At 67.3% G+C, this 25,770-nt stretch carries 29 protein-coding genes; 9 read left to right on the top strand and 20 right to left on the bottom strand.

From position 1 onward, the window contains the following. Window positions 1-58: 58 nt before the first annotated feature. Genes G6N47_RS28675 through G6N47_RS28655 form a run of 5 tightly spaced genes read right to left on the bottom strand, consistent with a single transcriptional unit; the run spans window position 59 to window position 5,539 of the window. Window positions 59-961 carry an SDR family NAD(P)-dependent oxidoreductase gene (locus G6N47_RS28675; RefSeq protein WP_083130650.1) on the bottom strand — a complete coding sequence of 301 codons (903 nt, stop codon included), beginning with the start codon at window positions 959-961 and terminating at the stop codon, window positions 59-61. Between the two features lie 15 nt (window positions 962-976). Further along, window positions 977-2,089 (bottom strand): acetyl-CoA hydrolase/transferase C-terminal domain-containing protein, encoded by a 1,113-nt coding sequence (locus G6N47_RS28670; protein ID WP_083130881.1) that lies wholly within the window; start codon window positions 2,087-2,089, stop codon window positions 977-979. A gap of 38 nt (window positions 2,090-2,127) precedes the next feature. Next, the gene (locus G6N47_RS28665; protein WP_232080463.1) at window positions 2,128-3,252 is read right to left on the bottom strand and encodes an acyl-CoA dehydrogenase family protein; all 1,125 of its coding nucleotides are present in this window, start codon (window positions 3,250-3,252) and stop codon (window positions 2,128-2,130) included. A gap of 14 nt (window positions 3,253-3,266) precedes the next feature. Continuing rightward, a complete protein-coding gene (locus G6N47_RS28660) occupies window positions 3,267-4,388 on the bottom strand; it encodes an acyl-CoA dehydrogenase family protein (protein WP_083130649.1) in 1,122 nt (373 codons plus the stop codon). Continuing rightward, window positions 4,385-5,539, bottom strand: a complete 1,155-nt coding sequence (locus tag G6N47_RS28655) for a thiolase family protein (RefSeq protein WP_083130648.1) — start codon at window positions 5,537-5,539, stop codon at window positions 4,385-4,387. The genes G6N47_RS28660 and G6N47_RS28655 overlap by 4 nt, the downstream gene beginning before the upstream one ends. Window positions 5,540-5,651: 112 nt before the next feature. Here G6N47_RS28655 and G6N47_RS28650 point away from each other — a divergent pair, with 112 nt between their 5' ends. After that, window positions 5,652-7,145, top strand: coding sequence for a class I adenylate-forming enzyme family protein (locus tag G6N47_RS28650; protein WP_083130647.1), 1,494 nt, complete (start codon window positions 5,652-5,654; stop codon window positions 7,143-7,145). Window positions 7,146-7,160: 15 nt separating this feature from the next. Then, window positions 7,161-7,457: a hypothetical protein gene (locus G6N47_RS28645; RefSeq protein WP_083130646.1), complete on the top strand. Its 297-nt coding sequence runs from the start codon at window positions 7,161-7,163 to the stop codon at window positions 7,455-7,457. Window positions 7,458-7,470: 13 nt separating this feature from the next. On the opposite strand, the gene G6N47_RS28640 is transcribed toward G6N47_RS28645, so the two are convergent. Together G6N47_RS28640 and G6N47_RS28635 are read right to left on the bottom strand one after the other, a co-directional pair. Further along, the gene (locus G6N47_RS28640) at window positions 7,471-7,884 is read right to left on the bottom strand and encodes a Zn-ribbon domain-containing OB-fold protein (protein WP_083130645.1); all 414 of its coding nucleotides are present in this window, start codon (window positions 7,882-7,884) and stop codon (window positions 7,471-7,473) included. A gap of 1 nt (window position 7,885) precedes the next feature. Next, on the bottom strand, window positions 7,886-9,076 hold the full coding sequence (locus G6N47_RS28635) for a thiolase family protein (RefSeq protein ID WP_083130644.1): 1,191 nt from the start codon (window positions 9,074-9,076) through the stop codon (window positions 7,886-7,888). Between the two features lie 97 nt (window positions 9,077-9,173). On the opposite strand from G6N47_RS28635, the gene G6N47_RS28630 reads away from it, so the two are divergent. Both G6N47_RS28630 and G6N47_RS28625 read left to right on the top strand, forming a co-directional pair. Continuing rightward, window positions 9,174-9,632, top strand: a complete 459-nt coding sequence (locus G6N47_RS28630) for a MaoC family dehydratase (protein WP_083130643.1) — start codon at window positions 9,174-9,176, stop codon at window positions 9,630-9,632. 2 nt (window positions 9,633-9,634) lie between these two features. Continuing rightward, a complete protein-coding gene (locus tag G6N47_RS28625) occupies window positions 9,635-9,829 on the top strand; it encodes a ferredoxin (RefSeq protein WP_083130642.1) in 195 nt (64 codons plus the stop codon). 7 nt (window positions 9,830-9,836) lie between these two features. On the opposite strand, the gene G6N47_RS28620 is transcribed toward G6N47_RS28625, so the two are convergent. Then, window positions 9,837-10,316, bottom strand: a complete 480-nt coding sequence (locus G6N47_RS28620) for a nuclear transport factor 2 family protein (RefSeq protein ID WP_169717246.1) — start codon at window positions 10,314-10,316, stop codon at window positions 9,837-9,839. Next, a complete protein-coding gene (locus G6N47_RS28615; protein ID WP_083130641.1) occupies window positions 10,310-11,161 on the bottom strand; it encodes a hotdog family protein in 852 nt (283 codons plus the stop codon). Before G6N47_RS28615 ends, G6N47_RS28620 begins: the two co-directional genes overlap by 7 nt. 193 nt (window positions 11,162-11,354) lie before the next feature. On the opposite strand from G6N47_RS28615, the gene G6N47_RS28610 reads away from it, so the two are divergent. From G6N47_RS28610 to G6N47_RS28600, 3 genes are read left to right on the top strand one after another with little or no spacing between them, the layout of a single operon-like run. Beyond that, window positions 11,355-12,116 (top strand): SDR family NAD(P)-dependent oxidoreductase, encoded by a 762-nt coding sequence (locus tag G6N47_RS28610; RefSeq protein WP_232080462.1) that lies wholly within the window; start codon window positions 11,355-11,357, stop codon window positions 12,114-12,116. A gap of 16 nt (window positions 12,117-12,132) precedes the next feature. Continuing rightward, window positions 12,133-13,014 carry an LLM class F420-dependent oxidoreductase gene (locus G6N47_RS28605; protein ID WP_083130640.1) on the top strand — a complete coding sequence of 294 codons (882 nt, stop codon included), beginning with the start codon at window positions 12,133-12,135 and terminating at the stop codon, window positions 13,012-13,014. A 10-nt stretch (window positions 13,015-13,024) separates the two neighbouring features. Then, window positions 13,025-13,480, top strand: a complete 456-nt coding sequence (locus G6N47_RS28600) for a hypothetical protein (RefSeq protein WP_083130639.1) — start codon at window positions 13,025-13,027, stop codon at window positions 13,478-13,480. 15 nt (window positions 13,481-13,495) lie between these two features. Here the strand turns inward: G6N47_RS28600 and G6N47_RS28595 are convergent, their stop codons facing one another. The 9 genes from G6N47_RS28595 to G6N47_RS28555 all read right to left on the bottom strand — a co-directional run bounded on the left by G6N47_RS28595 (window position 13,496) and on the right by G6N47_RS28555 (window position 20,877). Continuing rightward, complete coding sequence (locus G6N47_RS28595; protein WP_083130638.1) at window positions 13,496-14,437, bottom strand: LLM class F420-dependent oxidoreductase; 942 nt, start codon at window positions 14,435-14,437, stop codon at window positions 13,496-13,498. Then, window positions 14,434-15,261 (bottom strand): mycofactocin-coupled SDR family oxidoreductase, encoded by an 828-nt coding sequence (locus G6N47_RS28590; RefSeq protein ID WP_083130877.1) that lies wholly within the window; start codon window positions 15,259-15,261, stop codon window positions 14,434-14,436. Before G6N47_RS28590 ends, G6N47_RS28595 begins: the two co-directional genes overlap by 4 nt. Window positions 15,262-15,354: 93 nt before the next feature. Next, on the bottom strand, window positions 15,355-16,164 hold the full coding sequence (locus G6N47_RS28585) for an SDR family NAD(P)-dependent oxidoreductase (RefSeq protein WP_083130637.1): 810 nt from the start codon (window positions 16,162-16,164) through the stop codon (window positions 15,355-15,357). A gap of 111 nt (window positions 16,165-16,275) precedes the next feature. Next, window positions 16,276-16,854: a nuclear transport factor 2 family protein gene (locus G6N47_RS28580; protein ID WP_083130636.1), complete on the bottom strand. Its 579-nt coding sequence runs from the start codon at window positions 16,852-16,854 to the stop codon at window positions 16,276-16,278. Window positions 16,855-16,872: 18 nt separating this feature from the next. Beyond that, a complete protein-coding gene (locus G6N47_RS28575; RefSeq protein ID WP_083130635.1) occupies window positions 16,873-17,478 on the bottom strand; it encodes a TetR/AcrR family transcriptional regulator in 606 nt (201 codons plus the stop codon). Window positions 17,479-17,494: 16 nt separating this feature from the next. Beyond that, window positions 17,495-18,490 (bottom strand): zinc-dependent alcohol dehydrogenase family protein, encoded by a 996-nt coding sequence (locus G6N47_RS28570; RefSeq protein WP_163659980.1) that lies wholly within the window; start codon window positions 18,488-18,490, stop codon window positions 17,495-17,497. After that, window positions 18,487-19,044, bottom strand: a complete 558-nt coding sequence (locus tag G6N47_RS28565; RefSeq protein WP_083130633.1) for a VOC family protein — start codon at window positions 19,042-19,044, stop codon at window positions 18,487-18,489. The genes G6N47_RS28570 and G6N47_RS28565 overlap by 4 nt, the downstream gene beginning before the upstream one ends. A gap of 9 nt (window positions 19,045-19,053) precedes the next feature. Then, the gene (locus tag G6N47_RS28560; protein WP_083130632.1) at window positions 19,054-19,848 is read right to left on the bottom strand and encodes an SDR family oxidoreductase; all 795 of its coding nucleotides are present in this window, start codon (window positions 19,846-19,848) and stop codon (window positions 19,054-19,056) included. Between the two features lie 12 nt (window positions 19,849-19,860). Next, complete coding sequence (locus tag G6N47_RS28555) at window positions 19,861-20,877, bottom strand: DUF7064 domain-containing protein (RefSeq protein WP_163659978.1); 1,017 nt, start codon at window positions 20,875-20,877, stop codon at window positions 19,861-19,863. 141 nt (window positions 20,878-21,018) lie between these two features. Between G6N47_RS28555 and G6N47_RS28550 the strand changes: the two genes are divergently transcribed. Beyond that, the gene (locus tag G6N47_RS28550; RefSeq protein ID WP_163659976.1) at window positions 21,019-22,650 is read left to right on the top strand and encodes a PEP-utilizing enzyme; all 1,632 of its coding nucleotides are present in this window, start codon (window positions 21,019-21,021) and stop codon (window positions 22,648-22,650) included. A 9-nt stretch (window positions 22,651-22,659) separates the two neighbouring features. Here G6N47_RS28550 and G6N47_RS28545 read toward each other — a convergent pair whose 3' ends face one another. Together G6N47_RS28545 and G6N47_RS28540 are read right to left on the bottom strand one after the other, a co-directional pair. After that, window positions 22,660-23,262, bottom strand: coding sequence for a MarR family transcriptional regulator (locus G6N47_RS28545; protein ID WP_083130876.1), 603 nt, complete (start codon window positions 23,260-23,262; stop codon window positions 22,660-22,662). 14 nt (window positions 23,263-23,276) lie between these two features. Further along, window positions 23,277-24,845 carry a pyruvate, phosphate dikinase gene (locus G6N47_RS28540; RefSeq protein WP_179966493.1) on the bottom strand — a complete coding sequence of 523 codons (1,569 nt, stop codon included), beginning with the start codon at window positions 24,843-24,845 and terminating at the stop codon, window positions 23,277-23,279. Between the two features lie 259 nt (window positions 24,846-25,104). On the opposite strand from G6N47_RS28540, the gene G6N47_RS28535 reads away from it, so the two are divergent. Then, window positions 25,105-25,737 carry a TetR/AcrR family transcriptional regulator gene (locus tag G6N47_RS28535; RefSeq protein ID WP_163659974.1) on the top strand — a complete coding sequence of 211 codons (633 nt, stop codon included), beginning with the start codon at window positions 25,105-25,107 and terminating at the stop codon, window positions 25,735-25,737. The last annotated feature ends 33 nt before the right edge of the window (window positions 25,738-25,770 follow it).

The raw sequence follows: 25,770 nt of genomic DNA, 5'->3' as shown, positions 1-25,770 counted from the left end.
CTAAACAATTAGCTTGATTATACTAGTGCACGTTGTTCACCGCGGCGGTGAAAGGCCGTCATATGGCCGGCAGTGGACCGGCCAGCCCACGAGGCGAGGTGCCCCACAACCAGCTCACCGCCTGGCCGATCTCGGAAAAGACAAGGCTCTGACCGTCTTTGGCGTGGTAGCAGCGCGGGGCCTCGGCGAAGCCCTCGATGCGGCTGAGCTTGTCGCCGCTGATCCGCAGGATCTGACCGGTCAGCCAGGAGGCCTCCGCCGATTGCAGCCAGGCGACCACGGCCGAGCTGCGCGCGGGATCCATCGCGGGGTCGTCGGCCCGGTCGGCGAAGACCTGCGCGCTCATGCGGGTGACGGCCAGCGGTGAGATCGCGTTGGCGCTCACCCCGTAGCGGCGCATCTCCAGTGCGGTGACCAGTGTCAGGCTCGCGATCGCGGCCTTGGCGGCGCTGTAGGCGCTTTGGCCGGCGTTGCCCCAAAGACCCGCGCCCGAAACGGTGTTGACGATGCGCGCGTCGATCGGGTTGCCCGCCTTGGCTTGCGCGCGCCAGTAGTCGCAGGCGTGCTTGGTGACCGCGAAGGTGCCTTTCAGGTGTACCGCGATGACGGCGTCCCAGTCGGCCTCGCTCGTGCTGGTGATCATCGCGTCGCGCACGATGCCGGCGTTGTTGACGACGCCGGTCAGGGTGCCGAACGTGGACACCGCGGTGTCAATCATGTCGGCAACGTCGTCCCAGGCCGTCACCGAGCCGGTGTGGGCCACCGCCTTGCCGCCGGCGCGCTCGATGTCGGCGACGACGTCGGCGGCCGGGCCGGCGCCCCCGCCGCTGCCGTCCAGGCCGACCCCGGGGTCGTTGACCACCACGGCGGCGCCGTGGGCGGCGAGCTCGAGGCAGTGCGCGCGGCCCAGGCCGCGCCCGCCGCCGGTGACCACGATCACGCGGCCGTCAAGTGCTGGCATGCGATGTATCTCCTTTTAGACTGCGAACAATTCGGTGATGAGCTTTCGGCGCTGCGGCCAGTCGGCGTCGCGCAGGTCGGCGTGCCCCGACTCGGTGACGATCACGTCGACGTCGTGGGCCGGGGTGCTGGCCGGCCGGCTCAGCTGCTCGACCAGCGGTGAGCGCCCGTTGACCGTGGCGGGGGTCGCGATGATGGACAGCCCGGACCGATGCGCCCGGGCCGCCGCGCAGTAGTCGGGATGTCCGCCGATGCCGCCGATGATTTTCTCGCCGACGCCTTCGACGTTGACCTGTCCGGAAAAGTCGATCTCCACCGCGGTGTTGACCGCGATGAACGGCTCGCCGCGCGCCAGCCGAGTCAGGTCGTGGGTGTGCTCGATGCCCCGCAGGATCGGGCGTCCGTCGGCCCAGTCGTAGAGCTCCTCGCTGCCCACCAGGTAGGTCGCCGACGGCTGCCCGATCAGCAGGCCGCGACGGTCCAGGTCGACCACGGCGTCGGTGAGCAGGCCGGTGTCGAGGCGCAACGGCACGGCGGTGCGCCGCAGCAGCGCGGTGCCCAGCGGACCGGGACCGTATTGCAGCCGTGCGCCGGCGGGAACGAACCGCAGCACCGCATCGGCCAACTGCTCATGCACCGGGTCGGGTTCGCGGTGCAGCCGCGCCGGTGGCTCGCTGCCGGCCGCGATGATGCTGACCTGATCGGGTGACAGCGGCGGTTCGGCGCCGGCGGCCGGGGTCTTGTCGTCGAGGACCGCAAGGATCGGCACACCGGCTCGGGCCAGGCCGTGCTGATACGAAACCTCGCTGCCGAAGTGCAACAATCCGTCGCGTTGGACAAGCCGGGTGATCAGCAGATCCGGACGCAGCGGCCCGGCCAGCAAGGCCGGCCATGCCGAGAGCCGGGCGGGCACGTAGCGGGCCGCCGGGCCGGCCAGCAGCTCGCGCCCAGCGCCGCTGGGCATCAGCACGAGCACTTCGGCGAACGCGTCGGGGTCGAGCCCGGTCGCCGGGGTCGGCAGCCAGCCCAGCACCAGCCGCAGCGACCCGACATCACGCGCCACCGAGCTAAGCGCCGCAAGCGCCTCGGCGCCGAGCACGCCGGCGCCGTCGCCGACGGCCACGGTCATGCCCGGGCGCAGCCGGGCGGCGATGGCCCCGGTGAGTGTCACCGCGGTTCTTTCGGCAGGCCCAGCACCCGCTCACCGAGGATGTTGCGCTGGATCTCGCTGGTGCCGGCCAAAATGGTCTGCGCCCGGCCGACCAGCATGTGCCGGACCAGCTCCTCGTCGGCGGGATCCGTACAGGCGTCGGTGCCCAGCGCGTCGGTGGCCAGATCGCCGAGGTCACGGTCGGTTTCCGAGGCCATCAGTTTGAGCACCGAGAACTCCGGCGAGGTCAGGTCCCCCCGCTCGACGGCGCGCTGCCAGGTGAACCGCAGCAGCCAGATGCGCGCCCACAGCTTGGTCAGGGTCCGCGATAACGCCGGGTCGAGCAGGTTACGGGCGCGGGCGGCCTCAACCAGCTGTTGGTGGCGCTGAAACATCGTGACGGCGTGAGAGCCGACCGTCAGCCGTTCGCGTCCCAGCGTCGCCAGCGCGATGGTCCAGCCCTGCCCGACCTCACCGATCAGGGTGTGGTCATCGAGTGCGACGCCGTCGAAGAACACTTCGTTGAACTTGGATTCGCCGTCGATTTGGCGCAGTGGGCGCACGGTGATTCCGGGCAGCTGCATCGGCACGACGAACATCGACAGCCCGCGGTGCTTGTCGGCGCCGGTGCGCGCCAACAGGATCCCGAAATCGGCCGAGGCGGCCGCCGAGCTCCATACCTTCTGCCCGTCGATGCGCCAGCCGGTGTCGGTCTGTTGCGCGCGGGTGCGCAGAGCGGCCAGATCGGATCCTGCGCCGGGTTCGGAAAACAGTTGGCACCACAGGTGTTCTCCGGTGCGGATGGGTTCGAGATAGCTGGCCTTTTGCTGATCGGTGCCGAATTTGATCAGCACCGGGCCAACCAAGTCCGGACCGGCGATGCTGACTTGGCGGGGCACCCCGGCGCGGGCACACTCCTCGGCGAAGACGGCTTGCACCACCACCGATGCATCGGCGCCACCGTATTCGCGCGGCCAGTGCAGGCACGTGTACCCGTGGGCGGCGAGGTAGCGGTGCCATTGCCGACCCGGTTCGACATCCGATGCGGTCGGCGTCTGCCCGTAGTTGCGCAAGCCCGGGGGTTTGGGTGCGGCGTTTAGGAAGGCACGGATCTCGCGCCGCAGGGCCTCAGTAGTGTCCACGTGGTCTCGTTTTCTCAGAGCAGCCTGGCGTCGCCGGCCAGCCGGTCCCAATGTTCATCTGGCCGACCGAACAGCACCTCGTCGGTGCGGGCGCGCTTGAGGTACAGACCGGCCGCGTGTTCCCAGGTGAATCCGATGCCGCCGTGGATTTGTACGTTGGCGTGCGCGGCAGCGCGCAGGGATTCCGAGCACACCGCCTTGGCCATGCTGACCCGCCAGCCGCTCTCGTCGTCGCCATCGTCGATGGATTGCAGCGCCGCCAACGAGGCCGAACGGGCCAATTCCAGGTCGACGAGCATGTCCGCGCAACGATGTTTGATCGCCTGAAAGCTGCCGATGGGGCGCCCGAATTGCTCTCGGGTCCGGGCGTATTCGGTGGCGAGTTCCAGCACGCGCTCGCAGGCCCCCACCTGCTCGGCCGACAGCACCGCGAGTGCACGCTGCATGCAGTGATCGATGAGATCGTCGACGGGCTCGCCGGCGACGAGCTGTTCGGCCGGCGCGCGTGTGCAGGTGATCGTCGCCATCGGGCGGGTCGCGTCGAGAACGCGTTCTGCTTGCACGGTGATGCCGCGTTCGGCGGCGTCGAGCAGAAATACCGCCGGCTGACCGTCGGCGATGGCCACCACCACGAGGTCGTCGGCGGCGCCGCCGTGCAGTACGTGGCGTGCTGTGCCGTCGATCGTCCATCGGCTGCCGGTTCGGGCGGCGGTGAGGGCGATGTCGGAGCGGTCCCAGCGCCCGCCCGTGCCGGTGATGGCAGCCGCGGCCGTGCGTTCACCGTCGATGAGCGGCTCCAGCCGCTCGGCGGGCACGCCGGCCTCGACGAGAAGCCCGGTCGCCAACACTGTCGAGGCCACAAACGGCACGGGCGCCAGCACCCGGCCGAGCTCGTGGGCGACCACGCCGAGCGCCATCGTGTCGCTGTCCGTACCGCCGAGCCGTTCGGGCAACGCGATAGCCGTCACGCCGACCTGGCGGCACAGCACATCCCAGAGTTCGGTGTCGAATCCGCGTTGCTTGCCGTGGTGTTCGAACGCCACGGTGCGCACCCGCTGTTCGGAGGCCAGTCGGGCGCAGGCGCGGCGAACCGATTCGGCCAGTTCGGTTTTCTCGTCGGTGGACAGTGCGGTCATCGGCTCAAAATGGCGACGGCGGCGCTGCCCGGCGCCCCGTACAGCTGTGCCAGCGCCACCGTCGGGTTGTTGGGCACCTGGCGCTCGCCGGCGGCGCCGCGCAGCTGCTGGACCAGTTCGTAGATCTGGCGCAATCCGGACGCTCCGACCGGTTCGCCGTTGGCGATCAGTCCGCCGTCGGTGTTGATGGGAAGCCGGCCGCCGATTTCGGTGGCGCGGTCGGCGATCAGGGCCTCCTGCTCGCCGTCTTTGCACAGCCCGCTTTCGGCCATGTGGATCACTTCCGAGCCGGAGTCGGTGTCTTGCAACTGGGCAACATCGATCTCCGCCGGTCCGATGCCGGCGTCCTCGTAGGCGGCCGCGGCGGCCTGTGCCGTGGTGCCCGGCACCAGTGGCATCTCGATGGAGGTCCGCAACAACTCGAATGCGCCCTCGCGGCGGCTGCGTAATTCGCTGGCGCGCAGGTATATCGGGGTGTCGGTGTAGCGCTTGGCCACCTCGGCGCGGCACACCACTGCCGCGGCGGCACCCTCGTTGGGGTTGCAGTACATGTATTGGCGCAGCGGCGCGTTGACGATCGGGGAGTCCAGGATGGCATCAGCGCTCATCGGCCTGCGGCGCCAGGCGTGCGAGGCCAGGGCGCCGTTGGCGAAGTTCTTCTCGGCGGTCTTGGCCAGTGTGCGTTCGGTGATGCCGTGGTCGTGCATGTAGCGCATGATCTTGTGACCGAAGTAGTGGGTGGTCAAAAACATGCCCTGGTCGCCGTACCACTGAGGCAGCCCCGACACGGCCGGGTCGGCGCCGAACGCGCCGCGCGGATGCTTATCCAGCCCGACGGCCACCGCCAGTTCGGCCTCACCGAGTCGCACATCCCGCGCGGCGAGCGTCAGCAGTGTGTTCCCCGTCGCGCATCCGCTCAACGCGGAGCGGGCGGGCACACCGGTCATGCCGGCGAGCAGTGTGATGGCCTCCGGGTTGGCCACCTCCAGGCTGCCGGCCCACACGCTGCCGACTTGGCTCCACTCGACGCCCGCATCGCGCAGTGCCCTGCTGATCGCGATCGCACCCATTTCCAGCGCCGACCGGTCGGCATAGCGTCCGAAGGGGTGGATCCCGACTCCGATGATCGCGATCTCGGGGACAGTGGGCATGGTGCTCCTCGGGCAGCTCACACGTATGGAGTAAACTAGCTAACTATATAGCTGATTGCCGTGTTTGGTCCACTTTCGGGATACCGGAGGCGAACGGGGAGGACGTGACACCGTGAGCATCTCGCTGCTGCTCGAAATGGCGGCGTCCAGCGATGCCGGCCGCCCGGCGGTGGTGTCCGGCGAGACCCGATTGACCACCGGTGAGCTGAACGCATGGGCCGACGGCGGGTCAGGTGTCATCGCCGCAACGGGCGCCGCGCATGTCGCCTACGTCGGCACCGGCGGGATGTTGTTGCCGCTGTTGATGTTTTCCGCGGCGCGCGCGGCGGTGCCGTTCACGCCGCTGAACTACCGGCTGAGCACGCCCGCTCTGTGCGAACTCATCGGCCGGTTGGCCGAACCACTCGTCGTGGTCGACGAGGAGTACCGCGACGTGGTGGGCACCGCCGGTAAGCAGGTGATCACCTCCGGGGAGTTCGTCGAGGCGGCCCGCAGCACCGAGCCGCTGCTTGGGTTCGCCGATCCGGATGCACCCGCCGTGGTGCTGTTCACCTCGGGCACGACGTCTCGGCCCAAGGCCGTCGAACTTTCGCACAACAACCTGACCAGCTACGTGACCGGCACCGTTGAATTCGCCTCGGCCGATCCCCATGACGCCGCGCTGATCTGCGTGCCGCCCTACCACATCGCCGGTGTCGGCGCGGCCCTGTCGAACCTGTATGCGGGCCGAAAGATGGTGTACCTGCCCCGATTTGACCCACACGACTGGGTGCGGCTGGTGCGTGAGGAGCGTGTCACGACCGCCACCGTGGTGCCGACCATGCTGGACCGCATCGTCTCGGTGCTGCAGGCCGGGCCGGTGCAACTGCCGACGTTATGCAACCTGGCCTACGGCGGTTCGAAAGTGCCGCTGCTCCTTGTGCGTACGGCGCTGGAGCTGCTGCCCGATGTCGGCTTCGTCAACGCCTACGGCCTGACCGAGACCAGTTCGACGATCGCGATCCTGACTCCGGGCGACCACCGCGCGGCGCTGCTCGCCACTGACGAGGCCCTGGCGCGCCGGCTCGGCTCGGTCGGCCGGCCGGTGCCCGGCATCGAGGTGCAGATCCGCGACGAGAGCGGTGCCGTGCTGGGACCGGGGGAGACGGGCGAGCTGTTCGTGCGCGGCGACCAGGTGTCGGGCCGCTACACCGAGATGGGCTCGGTGCTCGACGCCGACGGCTGGTTCGCGACCCGTGACCGGGCCTTCGTCGACGACGACGGTTACCTGTTCATCGGCGGGCGCAGCGACGACACGATCATCCGCGGCGGCGAGAACATCGCGCCCGCCGAACTCGAGGATGTGCTGATCGAGCACCCGCACGTGCGTGACGTCGCCGTCGTCGGCGTCGACGATCCGCAGTGGGGTCAGTCGATTGTCGCGGTGGTGGTGCCCACCCCTGGCGTCGACCCTGACCCCGACGAATTGCGCGAGTATGTACGCAAAAGCCTGCGCGGTTCACGCACTCCCGACCGAGTAGTGTTCCGCGACGAACTGCCCACCAACGCAACCGGAAAGGTGCTTCGGCGGGAAATCGTCGAATCCCTGCACGCCACCCACAATTAACGAGGGATCGAAATCATGATCAAGAACGGAACCCGTCTGGCCAGCCAGGTGTGCGACACCCAGGTCATCGTCGTGCGCAGCGCCGACAGTCTCGACGACTTGCGCTGCGGCGGCGCGCCGATGGTGCCGTTGGGCGCCGATCGTTCCGGGGAACTGGATCCGGCGTTCGCCGACGGCAACGTGATGGGCAAGCGTTATGTGGACGAGAACGGCGCCGAGGTGCTGGTGACCAAGGCGGGCGCGGGCACGTTGGCAATCGGCCAGACCGCACTGAGCCTCAAAGAGGCCAAGCCGTTGCCGGCCAGCGACTAAAGGGCCGGGCGGGCTAGGCCGGGGTGAAGGCGAATGTGAGAAACGACTGACCGTCGGTGGTGTCCAGGGTGGTCGTGGTCGATGTCATCGGCTGCCCGATCCGCAGATCCTCGGGCCGGCTGCCCACGATCAGTGATTCCACCAAAACCCCTTCGGGCAGCTCGACGTAGCCGACGACATAGGGCTTGAAGCGCTCGGGTGAGCGATCACCCTTGTACGGCAGCGGTGGGGCGAATTCCTGTGTGGTGAACGTAAACAGCGTTCCCTGGGTGGACAATTCGATCGCGATGATGTCGTCGGTGTCATCAAACAGCTCGGGCCGCTCGGCCGGGAATCTCACCGCGCCGCTCGACCGGCGTTTGGACCCGAGCAGCACCGCCCGCCCGCCCTGGATCCGGAACAATCCTTCTGCGATCAGTGCAGTCATGTCATGCCACCTCGATTACCATCGCGGAGCCCATCCCTCCGCCGGCGCACATCGCCAGCACACCGATGCCGCCGCCACGGCGGCGCAGTTCGTAGATCGCCGAGGTGATCATGCGGGCCCCGGTGGCCGCGATCGGATGCCCCAGGCTGATTCCCGAGCCGTAGACGTTGACGGTCTCTTCGTCGAGGCCGAGTTCGCGCGAACAGGCGATGGCCTGCGCGGCGAACGCTTCGTTGATCTCGAACAGCGCGACGTCGTGCAGTGTGCGCCCGGCGAGCTCAAGTGCCTTGGGAATCGCGGCAATCGGTCCGCTGCCGGTCCGGTCGGGCGGAACTCCGACCGAACTCCACGACAGCACCCGCGCCAGCGGCTCGCGCGAAAGGCCGGGCGCGGCCAGCGCGACGATCGCCGCCGCGTCGTTGAGACCCGACGAGTTGCCGGCGGTGACGGTGAAACCGTCGATCTCCGGATGCAGCACCTTGAGCGCTGCGAGGCTTTGCATGCTGGTGTCGCGGCGCGGATGCTCGTCCTCGCCGAACGTGCTCGTGGTGCCGTCGGACTTTCGCACCTGGATCGGCACGATCTCGTCGGTGAACGATCCGGCGTCGATCGCCTTGATCGCCCGCTGGTGGCTGCGCAGCGCCCATTCGTCCTGGTCGCGACGGGAGATGCGGTATTGCACCGCGCAGTTGTGCGCGACGGTGATCGACATGTCCAGCGCCGGCGCGTCCGGCGTCGGCGGGTGCGACAATGAATGCCACGGATCCTCGTAGTCGTCAGCGTCCTTGCCGGTGGTGAACGGCTTGCGCTTGCGCACGATCGGGGTGGTGGACAGCGATTCCGTGCCGCCGGCCAGTACCGCGCGGTTCATGCCCGAGCCGATCTGCCCGGCGGCCATGGCCACCGCCGACAGGCTCGATGCGCATTGCCGGTTGACGGCCATGCCCGGCACATCGGTGAGACCGAGATCGACGGCGACGTAGCGGGCGATGTCGCCGCCGCCCTGCATGACTTCGGCCAGGATGAGGTCGTCGAAGTCGCCGGCCGCCATCCCGGATCGTTCGATGACCGCCGACACCACCGGCTTGGCCAGCTCGGCGGCGGAGACGTTGGCCAGGGTGCCCTTTCGCGCGGTGCCGATCGGCGTGCGCGCGGCGGCGATGACGATCGCCGGGGGAGTGGCTGTGACCATGTCGATCCTGACTGTCGGTGGGCTCCTGGCCGACGCCGCGGCACAGGGTATACGGTTATACAGATAACGGTATACTAGGTGAGGAGCGGCTACATCTGTGAAGGTGATCACCTCCATCGACGATGCGATCGCGGCGGTCGGGCAGCCGCTCGGTGTCAGCGACTGGCAGCACATCGACCAGCAACGCGTCGACGCGTTCGCCGACGTCACCGGCGACCACCAGTGGATCCACGTCGACCCCGATCGCGCGGCGTCGGAAAGCCCTTACGGCACAACGATTGCGCATGGATTCTTGACGCTGTCACTGATCCCGGCGCTCAGCCAGCAGAACTACCGTGTCGAGAACCGGAAGATGGGCATCAACTATGGGTTGAACAAGGTGCGGTTCCTGGCTCCGGTCGCAGTCGGAAGCCGGGTGCGGGTGCGCTCGGAGCTGCTGGAGGCGACGAAGGTCAGCGACGACATCGTCAATCTCACCGTGCGCAACACCGTTGAGCTGGATGGTTCCGATAAGCCGGCCGCGGTGGCCGACATGATCACGAGGGTGGTGTTCTAGCCATGCGCGTTCGCGTAGACAATTCCAAGTGCGCCGGCCATGCCCAGTGCTACGCCGTGGACCCCGACCTGTTCCCGATCGATGAGTCGGGCTACTCGAATTTGCAAGAGCACGAGGTCAAACCGGAAGACGAGGAACTCACCCGCCAGGGTGTGGCCGCGTGCCCGGAAATGGCCTTGATCCTCGAGGAGGATTGAGCGCCGGTCAGGACAACGAGGGCCGCAGGCCGTCGTAGGGCACGACGCGCCCGCTCAATCCTTCGGGCTTGCCGATGGTGCGGGGCACCAGCAGGCGGCGGCTGAACCGCCAGCCGACGTCGAGGCGAACCACGTCGTCTTCGTAGATGCCCAGAAATTGGATCGGGCGGCCATCCGAACGCCGCCGCGCCCATTCGGTGATCGGGAACCGGGCCGAAGCGCGCTCACCGCGGACGCACACCAGCCCCTGGTGCACCGTCTGGAACACAAACTCGAGATCGCCGGTGGTGGCCCGCAGGACCTCGGCAATGGCTTGCGGCCCGAGGGCATCCTCGGTGGTCGGCGACGACAACACGCCGTCGGGTGCATAGACCTGCACGGCCTCGTCGATGTCGCCGCGGGATATGGCGTCGGCATAGCCGGCGGCGAGGTGCTCGATGGCGATGATGTCGGCGACGTCACCGGCGCCCGGTTCGGGAATCAGCATGGCGTCTCCGCGACAGCGCGCATCCGCACGAACGCGGCGGCGACAAGTCTGTTGTCGCGGCCCTGGTCTCGAAGCTCGACGCGGCATCCGGCGGTTGACGAATGGACCCCGACGAATACCGGGGTCGCCACGAAGGGACCCGATCGCCCCGGGGCGACGATGGTCAGGCTGAGGTGCTCGATTACCAGCGCCTCGGTGCCGAGCTCGGCTGCCGCCGCCTGCAGCGCCGCGGTTTCGGTGATCACGAGCATCGGGCCGTGATGCAGCCGCTCCGTACCGATTTCCGGGCGAAGGCCGGGGATCTCGAGGAGGCCGTCGGGGCGTCGCCGTCCGGTGTAGGCCTGCCACAGCGGCGGCAGGTAGGCCGTGTCCTCGACGCCGTCGCCCGGCTCGGGGTAGACGTGGCCTTCCGGTGTCGGGGCGATGACGGACCAGTTCGCGGTGCCGAAGCCGATCGCACGATCCCGGGTCTCGGCGTCATAAATCCGTGCCTCGGTGAAAACCTGGGAGCGGGCTTCCCTGATCACCTGCCCGGACACCGAAACCGCGCCCGCATCGATCGCCGGGTCGAGGATCTGCACGTCGATCTGTGTGAGCGCCAGGATCCAGATCCTGTCGATGTTGATGCCGGCGGTGTCGAGCATGGCGATCGCCAGCGGCGCCGCCAGCACCGCCCCGGCCGGCGTGCGCAGATCCGGTCGCAACCGGATCTGGTTGTCTGCGTGGGTCCGGTCGATCCAGCGTGGCTTCGACCCGAGGTAGCGGTAGGTCATCAACGCATCGAGCGACGCGTCCCATTCCCCGTAGGGGCTGGCGGCCTCGCGGCGGGTGCCGGCATTGGTCATCGGGGTCGTCTCCTTGCCGAAGCGCGCGGCGCGCGGCGGGATAGCACTAAATGTTTATATGCTAGCCGCCCCGGCAGCGGAACGTCGAAGCTTAAACAGTTAAACAATCAGTGATTTTGGGCTAGTCTTCGCATATGCGGTTCCGCCTGCGGCGCGCCACGGCGCCGATGCGCTCGGGGAACTAAGGCAGCTCGTGCCGGCGACATTGGCAGGCCGCGCCGCCCTGATCACCGGCGGCGGCAGCGGGATCGGTCGGGGGACCGCGCTTGCGCTGGCCGACCGGGGCGCCGCCGTGGCGGTGCTCGGCCGGACAATCGAGCAGTGCGAGCAGACCGTGCACGACATCGAAAAACGTGGTGGCACAGCGATAGCCCTCGGTGCTGATATGACCGAACCCGACGACATCGAGCGTGCAACAGCGGCTGTCAGCGACGCCTGGGGGCGCATCGACATCGTTGTTCACTCGGCCCAGAGCTTCAACTACGGGCCGATTCGCAAGCTGAGCACCGAAGATCTCGACCAGTCCTGGCGCACCGGCCCGCTGGCGGCGTTCCAGCTCATGAAGGCGGCTCTGCCCGCGCTGCGGGAGTCGCGGGGACTGATCGTCAACATCGCCTCCGGCGTCGGCATCACGGCCCCGGCCGCCATGTCGGCCTACGCCATGGCCAAAGAAGCGATGCGCGCACTGACCCGGGTAGCGGCTGTCGAGTGGGGACCGTATGGCATACGGGCGGTGGCATTGTGCCCGTTCGCCGCGACGCCGGGACTGGACAACTTCGAGGACACGTTCGGGCTGCGCAGCGAGCGCGACCTGATCCCGCAGATCCCGCTGCGCCGCCTCGGCGATCCCGAGCAGGACGTGGGCCGCGTTGTTGCGTTCCTTGCCTCGGAGGACGCCGGCTACATCACCGGAACGACGCTGATGGTCGACGGCGGCTACAGCTACCTGCGATGAGAATCGGAGACCAGCCATGAAATGGGGAATCGTCTTCTCCAGCACCGGTTTCCCCGACCCGGACAGCGCTGTGGCACTGGCGCGGGCCGCAGAACAGGCCGGGTTCGAGTCGTTGTGGTCACCCGAGCACGTGGTCATGTCCAAGCACCCCGATGCGACCCCGTACCGCGGTTCACCCGACGGCAGCATGGCAAGGCTGGCCCGACGAGGCGGCATCCCCGACCCGTTGATCTGGTTCGCTTATGTCGCCTCGGCGACCAGCCGAATACGGTTCGGCACCGGCGTGCTCATCCTGCCCGAGCACCAACCGGTCGTGCTCGCCAAGTCGGCTGCGACGCTGGACCATTTGTGCGGTGGCCGGCTTCTGCTCGGCGTCGGCGTGGGCGACTTGCCCGAGGAGTATCACGCCGTCGGCACGAATTTCGCCGATCGGGGCCGACGGATGGACGAGTACATCGACGCGATGCGAACGCTCTGGGGCCAAGACACTGCGTCGTACCACGGCCGTTACGTCGATTTCGACCGAGTGGAGTGCCGGCCCTGGCCGGTGCGGCGATCCATCCCGCTGCTGATCGGTGGTTCATCCGAAGCGGCGATACGGCGCGCAGCGACCCGCGGTGACGGCTATTTTCCGTTCATCTTCCCCGGCCACGACCCGGAGGTCGAATTGCCGCGGCTGTTGGATCGGGTGCGCGCCGAGACCCGTGCCGCCGGACGAGACCCGTCGGCGATGGAATTCACCGCCGGAGGCGCGCGCACCGTTGATGAGGCCAAGGTGTATGCGGATTTCGGCATTCACCGGCTGACCGTTGCGATTCGGGCCCGCACGCTCGCCGACATGCGCGCTGAAGTCGCCCGGCTCGGCGACGAGCTGGTGTCGAAGACAAGCGATCTGTGAGACGTCGGCGATGGATTTTTCCCGGCTGCGCCTTAGCCATTCCGAACTGTTGCGGCTGCTGTCGACCCAAACCGAATGCACGCTGAGCTGGCTGAATCCGGAGGGATGGCCGGTGGCGGCCGTGCAGACGTTCGTATGGCACGACGACGCGTTGTGGGTCACCTCGTTTCGCGACCGCCCACGCGTTTCGTTGCTGGCACGCGAGCCGCGAAGCGCGGTGACCGTGTCCAGCATGGGAACTCCGCTGGAGGCCCAGCAGATGGCCAGTGCCCGAACGGTGGCAACGGTGCACGATGACGAATCCAGCGCTCGATGGTTCTACCCGATCTTTTCTCAGCGCGTGATCTCCGACCGGACCGGGGCACGGGCAATGGCCCGCGCGCTGGCAGAGCAGGACCGCGTGATCATCGAATTGCGCCCTCAGTCGTGGAACACGTTCCGCGGCGCGCGGATACGCGCAGGTTGACTCCGGCTTATTTGATCAGCCGACGTTGACCGGTCGTTGCGGTTGGCGCCGGCCCATGACCAGCTCGCTGAACGCCGAAAGGTAGTCGACGGCGGCATCAACCGAGGACGCGTCGACGTGCACGATCGCCCACGTCGCTCCCAGGTCGGCGAATTCGTCGATGCGCTGCAACGCTTGTTCCACGCCATCGTCGGCGTCGAAATCGACCACCGGCACGTCGATCTGGATGTCGACCGCGTATGGATCGCGGCCGGCCGCGGACAGCTCGGCCCGAAGTTCCTCCACGGCTCGGCCGAATGTCGCGGGCCCGTCGATGACCGCGGTGCGAATCGAGGAGGCCATGGCTGCCGGTGCGATGACCGGACACCAGCCCTGCCCGAACTGCACCACACGGCGTCGGGCGGCCTTGCTGTTCCCGCCGATCCAGATCGGTGGATGAGGCTTTTGGACCGGTGGGCTCAGCCACACCGGCGCGGTGGCGGCGAACCCGTCCTGGGTCACCGGCTCATCGGGGCGCCGCCAGATGCGCACCAGTGCCTGCAGGCCGTTGTCGAGCAGTGCCGCGCGCTGATCGAAATCCACACCCAGCGCCGAGAATTCCGATCGCAGGTAGCCGGCGCCGACGCCGGCGGTAAGCCGGCCGCCGGACAGAATGTCCAGGCTGGTCAGGTTTTTGGCCGCAAGGTAGGGGTTGCGGAAGGGCAGCACGTAGAGGTTGGTCAGCAGACGGATACGCCGGGTGTCCGCGGCCACGTAGCTCAACGCGGCCGCCGGATCGACCGTGTCGTGACCGCCGGCGCGACGCCATTTGATCGACGGGGCCGGATGATCGCTGAAAGCGATCGCGTCGAAACCACATTCTTCGGCCTGCACCGCCAGGCGCCGGATCACATCGGGCGCAAGGAAACCGGGCGCGGCGTCCGGGATCTCGCTGGGATATTCGAGTGTGAACTTCACCGCCGAATGTCCATGCCCGCGTCCACCTTGAGCACGCTGCCGGTGAAACTGCGGCCCTGCTCGGATATCAGGAACAGAATCGCGTTGCTGACATCCTTGGGCTCGATCATCGGCAGATCGGGCAGCGCGGTCTGCATGGCGTTGACCAGATTCGGGCTTTCCTCGATCACCTTGAACAGGGCGGGGTTCTCGGTGACCATCGGCGTCGCACAGTTGGTCGGCGCGACCGCGTTGACCCGGATGCGATCCGGTGCCAGCAGATTGGCATACGACCGCACGAGACCGGTGATCGCAAGCTTGGACATGTTGTAGGCGTCCGAGCCGCCGCGGCCATCGGTGAGGTCCAGTAACGCCGCCATGGAACTGGTGGCAACGAGATTGCCGCCCTGGCCGCGTTGCTTCAGGTGGGGGATGGCGACCTGGAAGGTGTTCCACACCCCGATCAGCATGATGTCGATGCCGAGCCGCAGGGCTTCGGATGCGTCGCGCTCGTCCGGATTCGTCAGGATGACACCCGCGTTGGCGATCACGGTGTCGACGTGGCCGAACTGGGCGACGCCCTCATCGAACGCGGCCTGCAGGGTGGCCTTGTCCCGCACGTCTGCTTTGCGAAACACCATGTCCCGCCCTGTCTTTTCGACCAGGCGCGCCGTCTCTTCCAGCTGCTCTGACGTGCCCAACTTGTACGGGATGACGTCGAGGTCTTCGCAGATGTCAACCCCGACGATGTTCGCGCCCTGCTCGGCGAACGTGACCGCGTGTGATCTGCCCTGACCACGCGCGGCGCCCGTGATGAACACGACGCGGCCATCCAACAAACCCATGACGGCTTCCTTTCCGTTGACGGGCGGCGACTCGGTGGCCTCGCCCAGAATCATACAACTATTTTAGTAATTGTCGGGCGTCGATCGTGTGGATCAGTAGATCGAGGACGTGCCGCCGCCATCGACGTGGAGGTTCATGCCGTTGAAGAAATCCGCCTTCGGGCTGGCGAGCATCGCAACGGCGTAGGCGACGTCGTCGACCTGGCCGATTCGATGCACGGTCTGACCGGTGCCCTTCAACACGTATTGTGCGGCCCGGTCGAGATCATCGCCCCATCCCCGCCGCTCGGCGAAGACGCGCAGGAAGTCGCGCAATCCCTTCGTCATGATCATCCCGGGCATCACCGTGTTCACCGTGACACCGCTGCCCGCCAACGCTTTTGACAGTCCCATCGACATGTTGATCATCGCGGCCTTCGATGGTCCGTAGTCGGGCTGGCCCGATGTCGGGATGATGCCCGCGGCCGACGCGATCTGGATGATGCGCCCCCACCGGTTCTCTTTCATGGCCGGCGCCAGGGCGTGGATCAGATACCCGGCGGAAAGCACGTTGCGTTGGTAGGTGACGCCCCATTCCGAGACCGGTAAGGCGAACCACGACTGCACTTCGGTGTCCGACGGTCCGCCCGCGTTGTTGACCAGGATGTCGATCCCGCCGAACTCAGAGGCCGCGGCCTCGGCGACGGCCGCGGCACCGTCTTCGCTGGCCAAGTCGCCGATCACCGCCACCGCCGTGGCATCGCGCTGCCGGATCTCATCAACCACCGCCGAGACACGCCCGACATTGCGGCCGTGCACGACCACCGAGACGCCCTCGGCGGCCAGCGTTTTCGCGATTCCGGCACCGATGCCCGAACTGCTGCCGGTGACCAGAGCCCGCTTGCCCTGTAAGCCGAGGTTCATCGCATTACCTTTCGTGCACCGCATCGAGGTGGGTGTAGCGTGGCCGCGATCGGTATGCGAGGCTGAACCTGGCATCGTGCCAATCATTTTCCCGCCGTGTGGATTTCGGCCTCACAGACGCGTGCCCCGCTTGAGCGCGGTGAAAAAGTCGTAGGACGGGTCGTCGCCGTCCATCCGCCCTGCAGCGATGCTGCCGTTGGTGATGGGATTGGCCGGGTCGAGCGCCGCCGGCACGGCCATTTCATTCGCCCAGTCGACGGTGCATTTGCGGTGCGCGATCTTCCACTGTCCCTCGCGCCGGGAATAGCGATCCAGATAGCGGCCACCGGTGATCAGCAGGTTGGCCGTGTCCCCGGATTCGGCGCGGTGGTAGGCGATTACATACGCCTCGCCTTCCGCGCTGTCCGGGCCGGTGAGCCGAATCAGGTGGTTGGTGATGTTGTGCTGGATCACCGCCAGCCCCGCCTCCATCGGCTCGATCAGGTCAAGGAATTCCGCTGCGGTATTGGTGGGGTTGATGCCGTGCTCGTCGCGGGCGTTGCGCTCATACAGCGACCGGGCCAGGGCCACGTCGCCGCGATCGACGGCGCGGCAGAACTGCAAAACGAGGTCGCGGATCGCGTCCTTTGCGACAAGCGCATCGATGCCCGTCTGGTCGTCATGCACTTGTTCCGAAGCGAGGCCAGTCATTTCGTTCCGATCCTTTCGCTAGTGATCAGCCGGCGCGGCCAGGCTGCCGGTGATGGGCAGCCGGGACTCTGTCTGTCGCCACCGCAGCTGCGCCTCCTGGGCCGAACAGTCCAGCAGATCGGTCAGTGCCGAGCCCAGGATCACCGGTCCGAACGTGATGACCAGCAGCATCGCGGCGACGGTGCGCAGTTCGTCGGGATCTTCGGCCAGCCCCTCGGGTCGCTGTTCGCGCAGTTGTTCAGTGGTGCGGTGCACGGCTTCGGCGAACCAGCGCTTGGCGTTCGGGGTGGCCTCGATGAGGATCCTGCGAATGTAGGCCGCCAGCATGGGGTTATCGGTCATGAGATCGTCGAAACCGGCGAGCTCCGGGCGTCCGGCATCGAATTGCGCAACGCCGACGGCTTCGGCGGCAGCCACCAGCCGCGCCAGCACCCACCCACGAACATCGTCGGCCAGATCGGCCTTCGTCTTGTAGTGGTGTTGCACGACCCCGACGGAGACCCCGGCGCGTGCCGCCACCTGCCGGATGGTCGTTGCATCCAGCCCCTGCTCGCCGACCAGAGCCAGTGCGGCCGCACGGACTCTGGCCTTGGTAGTCAGGTCGCTTTCGTCGATTGTCGCCATGGTTCTGCTCCCGTTTCTAATCCGCCACCCGCACAACGATCTTGCCGCTGTGTTTCATGGAGTCCAGTAACGCGACGGCGTCGTGCACGTGGCCGAAGTCCAGTTGGTGGCCGACGCGCGGACGCAGCCGTTTCGCGGCTATGCCGTCGCGGATGAATTTCTGTGCGCGCTCATCGCGGTCCGGTTGTTCGCCGAGCAGCATGGCGTAGCAGGCGAACGTCAGATTTTTGTTGACCGCCGCGATGACGGGCAGCTCGGTGGTTTCGGGCGACGTCGCCCCGTACAGGATGATCGTGCCGTGCGGCGCGGCTGCTTGGGCGAGCAGTCCGAAACCGGGCCCGCCGATGGGGTCGAAGATGTAGTGCGCGCCCGCACCGCCGGTGATGTCGGTGATCCGGGCGACCAAATCCTCGTCCTCGGTGACGATGACCTCCGTGGCGCCCGCCTCGCGGACTGCGGCTGCCTTCGCCCGGGTTTGGGTCACGCCGATGGGTTTGGCCCCGATCGCCAGGCAGATCTGCATCGCGGCATTGGCGACGCTGGACGATGCGGCGGTACAGAGCACCCATTGACCTGCTTCGATGGTGACCAGCTCGACGAGAGCGCCGTAGGCGGTCATAAAACTTGCCCACAGCGCGGTCGACTCTGCCGGACCCAGCTCGGCGGGACTGGGCACTACCAACCGGGCGGGAATCGTCATGGCTTCGCCGTAGCCGCCGTAGCGGTTGACCTCCATCACCGGAAGTGTCGCCACCCGGTCGCCGACGGCAAAACCGGTCACCTCGTCGCCGATCGCCACCACCCGCCCCGCCGCCTCGTATCCGATCCGGGACGGGAACACGGGTTTGATCGGATGCCACCCCTCGCGAAAGAACGTGTCGGCGCGGTTGAGCGCGAAAGCCTCGACGGCGATGGTGAGTTCACCGGGGGCGGGGTCGGGCACCGTAACCGATTCGACTTTCAGGACTTCCGGTCCGCCGTGTCGATAAAACCGGACGGCTTGGGCTTTCATGATCCGCGGTCCGGACCCGCGTAGTCGAACAAGGCCGACAACGAGCGGCGCGGCCGCTCGCCGTCCCATCCGTCATGGGCTTGCGACAGCGTGGCCAGCAGCGGCTCGAATGTCACGTGCAAATCGACCACCTCGAGGAATCCGCCGTTGAGTGCGGTGGTGTCGAACAACACGGTGCGCTCGCCGAACGCTGTCGTCAGTTCGAGCGCCTTGCCGAAACCGGCCTGCTCGCAACGCGTGACGCCCTTTTCGTACGGCTCGCGCCGCACGATGTGATGGAATCCCGGCCCCCGCGCAGCCAACGCTTCACTGAAGACCGAGCGGTCGCCGTCCAGCGGCTGGATCAGCTCGATCAGCAGCCCGCCCGAAAAACCGAACCCGACATCGATGGCCAGCGGGGCCTCTTTCCCCCGGTAGTGATGACCGGTCGGGAACCGCATCGGCGCGCTGTAAAACGGTCCGGCGCCCCATAATTCGATGAACTGCCCGATCGCGGCGTCGAGGTCGTCGACCACATGCGCGATCTCGATGACGGATCCGGGGGGCTGCAGCATGTCAACTCCTCAGAACGCGCTGCGGTGCGACCCGCCGTCGACGTTGATGAATTCGCCGTTGATGTAGCCACCGAGGTCGGAGGCGAGATAGACCACCAGGCTGGCCTCCTCCTCGGGGCGGCCGACCCGGCCGGCGGGGATGTCGGCGGTCACCCCGCCGAGTACCTGCTCGGGCGGGATGTTGCGTTCGGCGGCCACCTTGCTGACGTACTCGTGCATGCGTTCGGTGCCTATCCAGCCGGTGGCGACGGTGTTGACCGTGATGCCGTACCTGCCGAGCTCGTTGGCCATCGACTTGTTCAGCCCGACCGCGGCCGCGCGGGTGCTGTTGGCGAGCATGTGGCGCAACCCGGGCGGCGGCTCTTTGGCCGCGCCCGAGCCGACGTTGACCAGGCGGCCCCACCGTTGTTGCTTCATGTGCGGCAAGCACGCGCGTGCCATGTACACCAGGCTGATGGTCATGCGCTGGAAGGCGTCGATGAGGTTCTCATCGGTCAGATCGTCGAAGCTCGCCGGGCCCGGTCCGTGCACGTTGGATACCGCGATGTCGGGCGGACCGAATGCCTCGGTCGCCTCGGCCACCGCGCGCACCACGTCGGCTTCGACGGTGAGGTCCGCGGCCACCCCGATGGCCGCACCGCCGGCCCCCCGTATCGCGGCCACCGTCTCATCGAGCGCCTCCTTGCCGCGCGCGACGACGGCGACCTTGCATCCTTCCTCGGCGAACATCTCGGCGGCCTTGCGACCCACGCCGCGGCTCCCACCGGAGACCAGCGCGACTTTGCCGGCGATTCCCAGATCCATTTTTCTTCTCCGTTACTGTGTCGGTGCGGTGGCGCTGCGCGGCGACGTTGTCACCGGTTCCGGTGCGCCCATCGCGAAGCGTCCCTGGTGAACTCGGTCGCGGTACAGACTGAACGACCAGGCATCCTGGTCCTGGCCGTAGAAGGACGTGTCGCGGTCCTCCCACCGGCCCTCCCAGTGCATCGCGGTCACCCAGGAGAACAGGTTGGGTCTGGCGTGAAACGGTGCACCGTTGAGGGCTTCGCCGGTGACATCTAGGGTGCGCCCGGTCGCGTCGGTGCCCGTCACCCGCACCACCTCGGGACGGCCGCTGCTGTGCCGGCGCACCACTTCGCGGGTGGCGCCGGCGAGGCGACGCACTTCGCCGTCGACAAGTAGCACCCCGCCCACGCAGCGATAGTCGTCCTCGGATGAACCGGCACACATGAGGTGCCAGGCGAGCCCGCGGGAGGCGACGCCGAGTGTCGTCGTGGCATATCCCATGCCGTCGCCCAGATCGGGCCGCGGCCCCCAGGAGCGGTCGCGGCCCACGTACGAGTCGACGACGTGACGTTCGTCGTCGATCTGCAGCCACCCCCGGGCATGCCCGAGCTGGTCGTAATGGCCCTTGCCTAAAAACCGCAGCTCATGGTTGAGCACCTCGTAAGGCGGCGCGATGCCCTCCCACGTCACATCGAATGCCGTCTGCTGGCGCATCGAGGCGGGGGAGCGATACCGCAGCCGATATGTCATCAGCGGCTGCAGGCATTCGATGCTGACGCCGTTGGCGAACGTCACGTTGGGAAGCTCGCCCTCGGGCATCGGCAACTGCTGCTGCCAGTCATAGAGCCGCATCTGAAACGGCGACGTGGCGAAGCCCTGCCACACCGCCACCCCGCAGGTGGCCACTCCCAGATTGGCGCGCAGCCAGGGATAGACGATGCACGACAGGCCGGCCGCGGGCGCATCGAAATTGAAGTAGTAGGTCTCCGACCACCAGAAGTCATCTGAGACAGGCACATGCAGGGCATCGTCGGCGCTGGTGATCACCGTTTGCGTCCCGGCTCATTCGCTCGCACAAGCCGACCCTCTCACCCATCGTCCGGCATGTCAATGTTAATGTATCGAAATCAATACAAACACATCGTCGGGCGGTATGCTCGCATGGAGGCGGTTCACGAAAGGACGACGATGGCTATTGCCGATGCGGTCACCGAAGACGACAACCCGGTGCACGGGAATAGCGCACCGGACGCGTTTTGGAGTTCGTCGAACATCGGGGAGGCGATGCCCGGCGTGATGACGCCGTTGAGTTGGTCGATCTGGAGCGAGCCCGCTGAATGCAGCATGCGGGAACCCTTCGTTTCCATGGGAGTGCTGCCGCGGCGTGAACGCGGGGTACCGGCCGATCCGGCGGAGCGGACCGTCAACATCTTCTTCGGCCGGGTGGCCGGCCGCGTGGATTTCCTTACCCGGATGGGCGATTCGCTGCCGGGAACCTCGGGCGCACGGCTGGCCGAACGAATCTATGGCATCGTCCCGCCCAACTACCGGCCGCGCCGGCGCCGGCGCCGCTACCCGCTGATCGCGGTGCGCTCCACCACGGCCTTCCTGCGATTGCCCGCGCAACTGCGCGCCAACCAACGGGCGGTGGATCGCTGGTGGCGGGGGCGGATCCGGTCGGTGGCGACGATGAGTCTCACCGAGGCCATCGCCCAGCTGGCCGACGCGCGGGAACACTTCCGGCGCAGCGTGATTCTCGATGGGCAGGCGGTCGCCTGCGTCGTACAGCCGGCGTTCGAAGCGCTGTCGGCCCTGGTGGCCCGCACCGGCGTGGGCGATATGACCGACTTCATGAGCGGCTATGGCGAGCACGCCGAAACCGCGATGGTCCACGACCTGTGGGCGGCCTCGCGCGACAAGCTGACCGTCGACGAGCTGGTGGCCCGGCACGGCTACCACGGACCCAACGAAGGGGAGCTGTCCGGCCGGGTCTGGCGCGAAGACCAGGGCCCGCTGCGCAACGCGCTTGCCGGCTGGGCGGCGATGGCCGATGACGCCGATCCGCTCACCGCCGAGCAGCGCAAACGCGCGGAACGCCTCGAGCTCGAGGCGCGCCTGCTGGCCCGTCTGCCGGCCTGGCAGCGCCCGCTGGCACACGTGGTCCTGTGGATGGCGGCACGGGGAATCCCGATGCGCGGCGTCGCAAAGGCGGCGTTCCTGCAATCACTTGACATGGCGCGCGCGTGCGCCCGCCGAATCGGGACCTGCCTGGCCGAGCAGGGCGCGCTGGACGACCCCGAGGACGTGTTCTTCCTTACCGTCGAGGAGATCGCCTCGAGGCAGAGGGCCGACTGGACCGCCCTGGTGGCCCGCCGCCGGGAGCGGCACCGCCAATACCAGGCGATGGAATTGCCGCCGACCTGGCTGGGCATGCCGACGCCGCGCACCCACACGCCGGTCGATGACATCACCCAGTTGCAGGGGGTGGGAGCCAGCGCGGGCGTGGTCGAAGGGCCGGTGCGTGTCATCTTGGACGCGGCCGATCCGGACGCCGAGATCGAACCCGGGGAAATCCTTGTCACCCGGATGACCGACCCGAGCTGGGCTTCGCTGATGTTTTTGTCCAGCGCGCTGGTGGTCGACATCGGCGGGACGTTCAACCACGCCGCGATCATCGCCCGGGAGTTGGGGATTCCCTGCATCGTCAACACCAAGCATGGATCGCGGGCGCTGCACACCGGCGACTACTGTCGCATCGACGGCACCGCCGGTACGGTGCAGATCCTGCAGCGCGCGCAGCAGGGCGTGCCGGAGGCCTGAGCACGCCGGTCACGCATGGCCGGCGGTGGCTTCGTCCTCGCGCGTCAGCCCGCTCGCCGCGATGAGTTCTTCGTGCAGCTCGAACCACACGGTGTGATAGGAGTCGGCGACCGGGCGCGCCAGCCAGGTGGTGTCCCCGGCGCGGACTTTATCCAGTGCACCGCTTAACTTTTCGCCGTAGCGCGCCAGGCGCGGGAGCTGCGTTGCCGCCGCGGCGATGACCGGCAGGGCGCGCGCATGTACGTCCTCGAGCCGCGCCAGCACCGCCGCGTCGTAGTCGGCGTCGTCGTGCATGTTCGGCGAGCCGTCCCTGAGCTGCCAATCCGCTACCAAAGCTTTGAATTCGGCGTTGACAGACCGGAATTCGTCATAGGCGGCCGCCACGGCCGGCACATCGAGTTCTGTGCGCTCCTGTGTCAGCAGCTCGTTAAGCCGTGCGCGGCCGTCGGCGCTGAGCCGCAGCGAGCCTTCGCCGGACACCAACCCCGATTGCTTCAGCGAGGCGATGGCCTCCGCTACGGCGGCAGCGTCGCCGCCGACGGTGTCTTGCAAGTCGGCCGGCGCGATGCGGCCCTTGAGCCGAACCGCTTGCAATACTTGAAGTTCGAGCATGGCTTCGCCTCGAATCATCTCGTGAGGTGTATCGCCGTCAACATCGTGATCAATGGTGTCGGCGAGCAGACGTCGGACAGTCCGTCGGCCAGCGCGTCGCGGACTGCTGCCTCTGAGTCGTCACGCAGGCAAGGGTGATTGCCGCCGGCGTGCGCACGCAGAGGGCTGTGCCGGTAGGCGATCTCGGTCAGCGCGGCCAGGTCGGGGGAGTCGCTCTCTGACCACGCGGTCAGCTCGAGGGCGCCCTCCCGGACCTCGCCCTGCGTGCCATCGACGGTGATCAACGTCCCCGCGAGTCGCTCGACCAGTCCGCGTCCGCAGCCAACGACCGATGGACGACCCAGTTCGCGGCCGACCACCGCGGCATGGCTGGTTGCGCCGCCTATCTCGGTCACGATGCCGCGCGCGGCCAGCATGCCCTGCACGTCGTCGGGACTGGTGGCGGTGCGGAGGAGGATGACGTCTTCGCCGCGTTCGGCGGCATCGATGGCATCGTCGACATCGGTGTAGGCCCGGCCCGCCGCCACGCCGGGACAGGCGGCCAGGCCGGTGGCCAGCAACCGTGCCGCAAGACGTGTTTCGGGCTGCAGCGCCGGCAGCACAAGCGTGCGCACATGGTCAGGCGTCACCCGCCGCAGCGTTTCATCATCGTCGATGAGGCCCTCACGGCGCAGCGCGAGCGCCAGCCGCACCGCGGCTTGTGCGGAGCGTTTGGCTGTTCGGGTCTGCAGCAGCCAAAGCCGGCCATCTTCGACGGTGAACTCGATGTCCTGCACGTCGCCGGTGACCTCTTCCAGGGTGCGCGCCGCCCGCATGAGCTCGGCGTGCACCGACGGAAGCCGCTGCGCGAGTATCGCGATCGGTTCGACGTCAGCAACGCCCGATACGACGTCCTCGCCCTGCCCGCCGGCGAGCCATTCGCCGAATGCGGTGTTGGCGCCCGTCCTCGGATCGCGGGAGAACAAAACGCCGGTTCCGGAGTTTTTGTCCTTGTTGCCGAAAACCATGGCCTGTACCACGACCGCGGTGCCGGCAAGGTCATCCAGGCCGCGGTGGCGGCGGTAGACGATCGCGCGCTCGCTGGTCCACGACCGGAAGACCGCCTCGATGGCTCCCCGCAATTGCTGATGCGGGTCGTCAGGGATGCGCTCGTCGCCGCCGCAGAGCACAATGCTGCGGTACATCCGCAAGAATCGGTCCCGTGTGTCATGGGCGAATGCCGGTGAGAACTCTTGGGCCAGCGCGCTTTCCACTGCGTCGTCGATGCCGAGGTTGAGGATGGTGTCGAGCATTCCCGGCATGGATTGAGCGGCGCCGCTGCGCACGCTGACCAGCAGCGGCCGTGGCCCGGCGCCGAAGCTGCGCGATGTTTCGGCCTCCAGCCACGCCACCTTCTCGCACACGTGCGGCCAGATTCGTTCCACGGTGGTGTCGGGATCGTCGAACCAGCGGGCACACACGTCGGTGGTGATACAGAATGCCGGGGGTACCGGAAGGCCACGGCGACGCATCGTGTTGATGCCAAATCCCTTGTTTCCCAGCACGTCCGGCGACTGGCAGGCGGAGCCGTCGAGCAAGACCACGTCAGAGTCGCGACTGGGAAGATCGTTGGGGACGCGCGTCGTGATCGGCCCGTCCATCGCCGGGAAAATCGGTCCGACCTCACCTTCTGTAACATTACGATGTGTTTGTATCTAAAACCAATACAAGCACATCGTGCGCTGCCGGGGCAAGCGTATGCGGACAGCTATCCGGCCACGCGAGGACGAGGGCGAATTACTGTGGAGGCACACCGGGTGCCGACACGGCCTCCGACCACCAGGAAAGACGCTGACACCGCAGATGGCAGACCACACCGCAGCGCCTCACCGCGCCCCGGCGGCGGAGTCGTCGCCCCGGGAGCGGATCCGTCACGCGGCGATGGAGCTGTATGCCGAGCGAGGCCAGCGGGGACCCACGCTGAAGGCGGTCGCCGAACGCGCCGATGTTTCACCGGGATTGGTCCAACATCACTACAAGACCAAGCACCGGTTGCTGGCCGAGGTGCAGTCCTGGGTGTCGGAGCAACTGGCCGGCATCAGCGCCACGGACGGCTCGGCGCCGGGATCATTTGCCGGTCATCTGGCCCGCTACGACGAGTTCCTGGCTGCCAATCCCGTCGTTGCCGCGTACCTACGGCGCGGGCTGCTCGAATCGGCTGCGCCCGCGGACTGGTTCCGCGACGCGATCGAACATCGATGTGCACAATTCGCCGACGACGGCTCGCCGGACTCTGCTGTCGCGGCAGCCATGAGCACGCTGGTCGAAGTGGCGCCCGTGCTGCTGGGACCACTGCTTGAGCATGCACTCAAATGCCCCACGGCCGAACTGAATACACGGTGGCGCCGGGTCGAACGCACGGTGCTTGGCTTGGCGTTCGACCGCCCGAGCGAAAATGCAGGTCCCGACGATCTGACGGCCGAGCCGACACGGTGAGCTGATTCGGCTGGACGCGCACGGTAGCTAATT

Origin of the sequence: Mycobacterium branderi (assembly GCF_010728725.1) — a bacterium.
Classification (GTDB): domain Bacteria; phylum Actinomycetota; class Actinomycetes; order Mycobacteriales; family Mycobacteriaceae; genus Mycobacterium; species Mycobacterium branderi.
The sequence above is the reverse complement of the archived record's forward strand: the minus strand, read 5'-3'. Positions and strand labels throughout refer to the sequence as shown.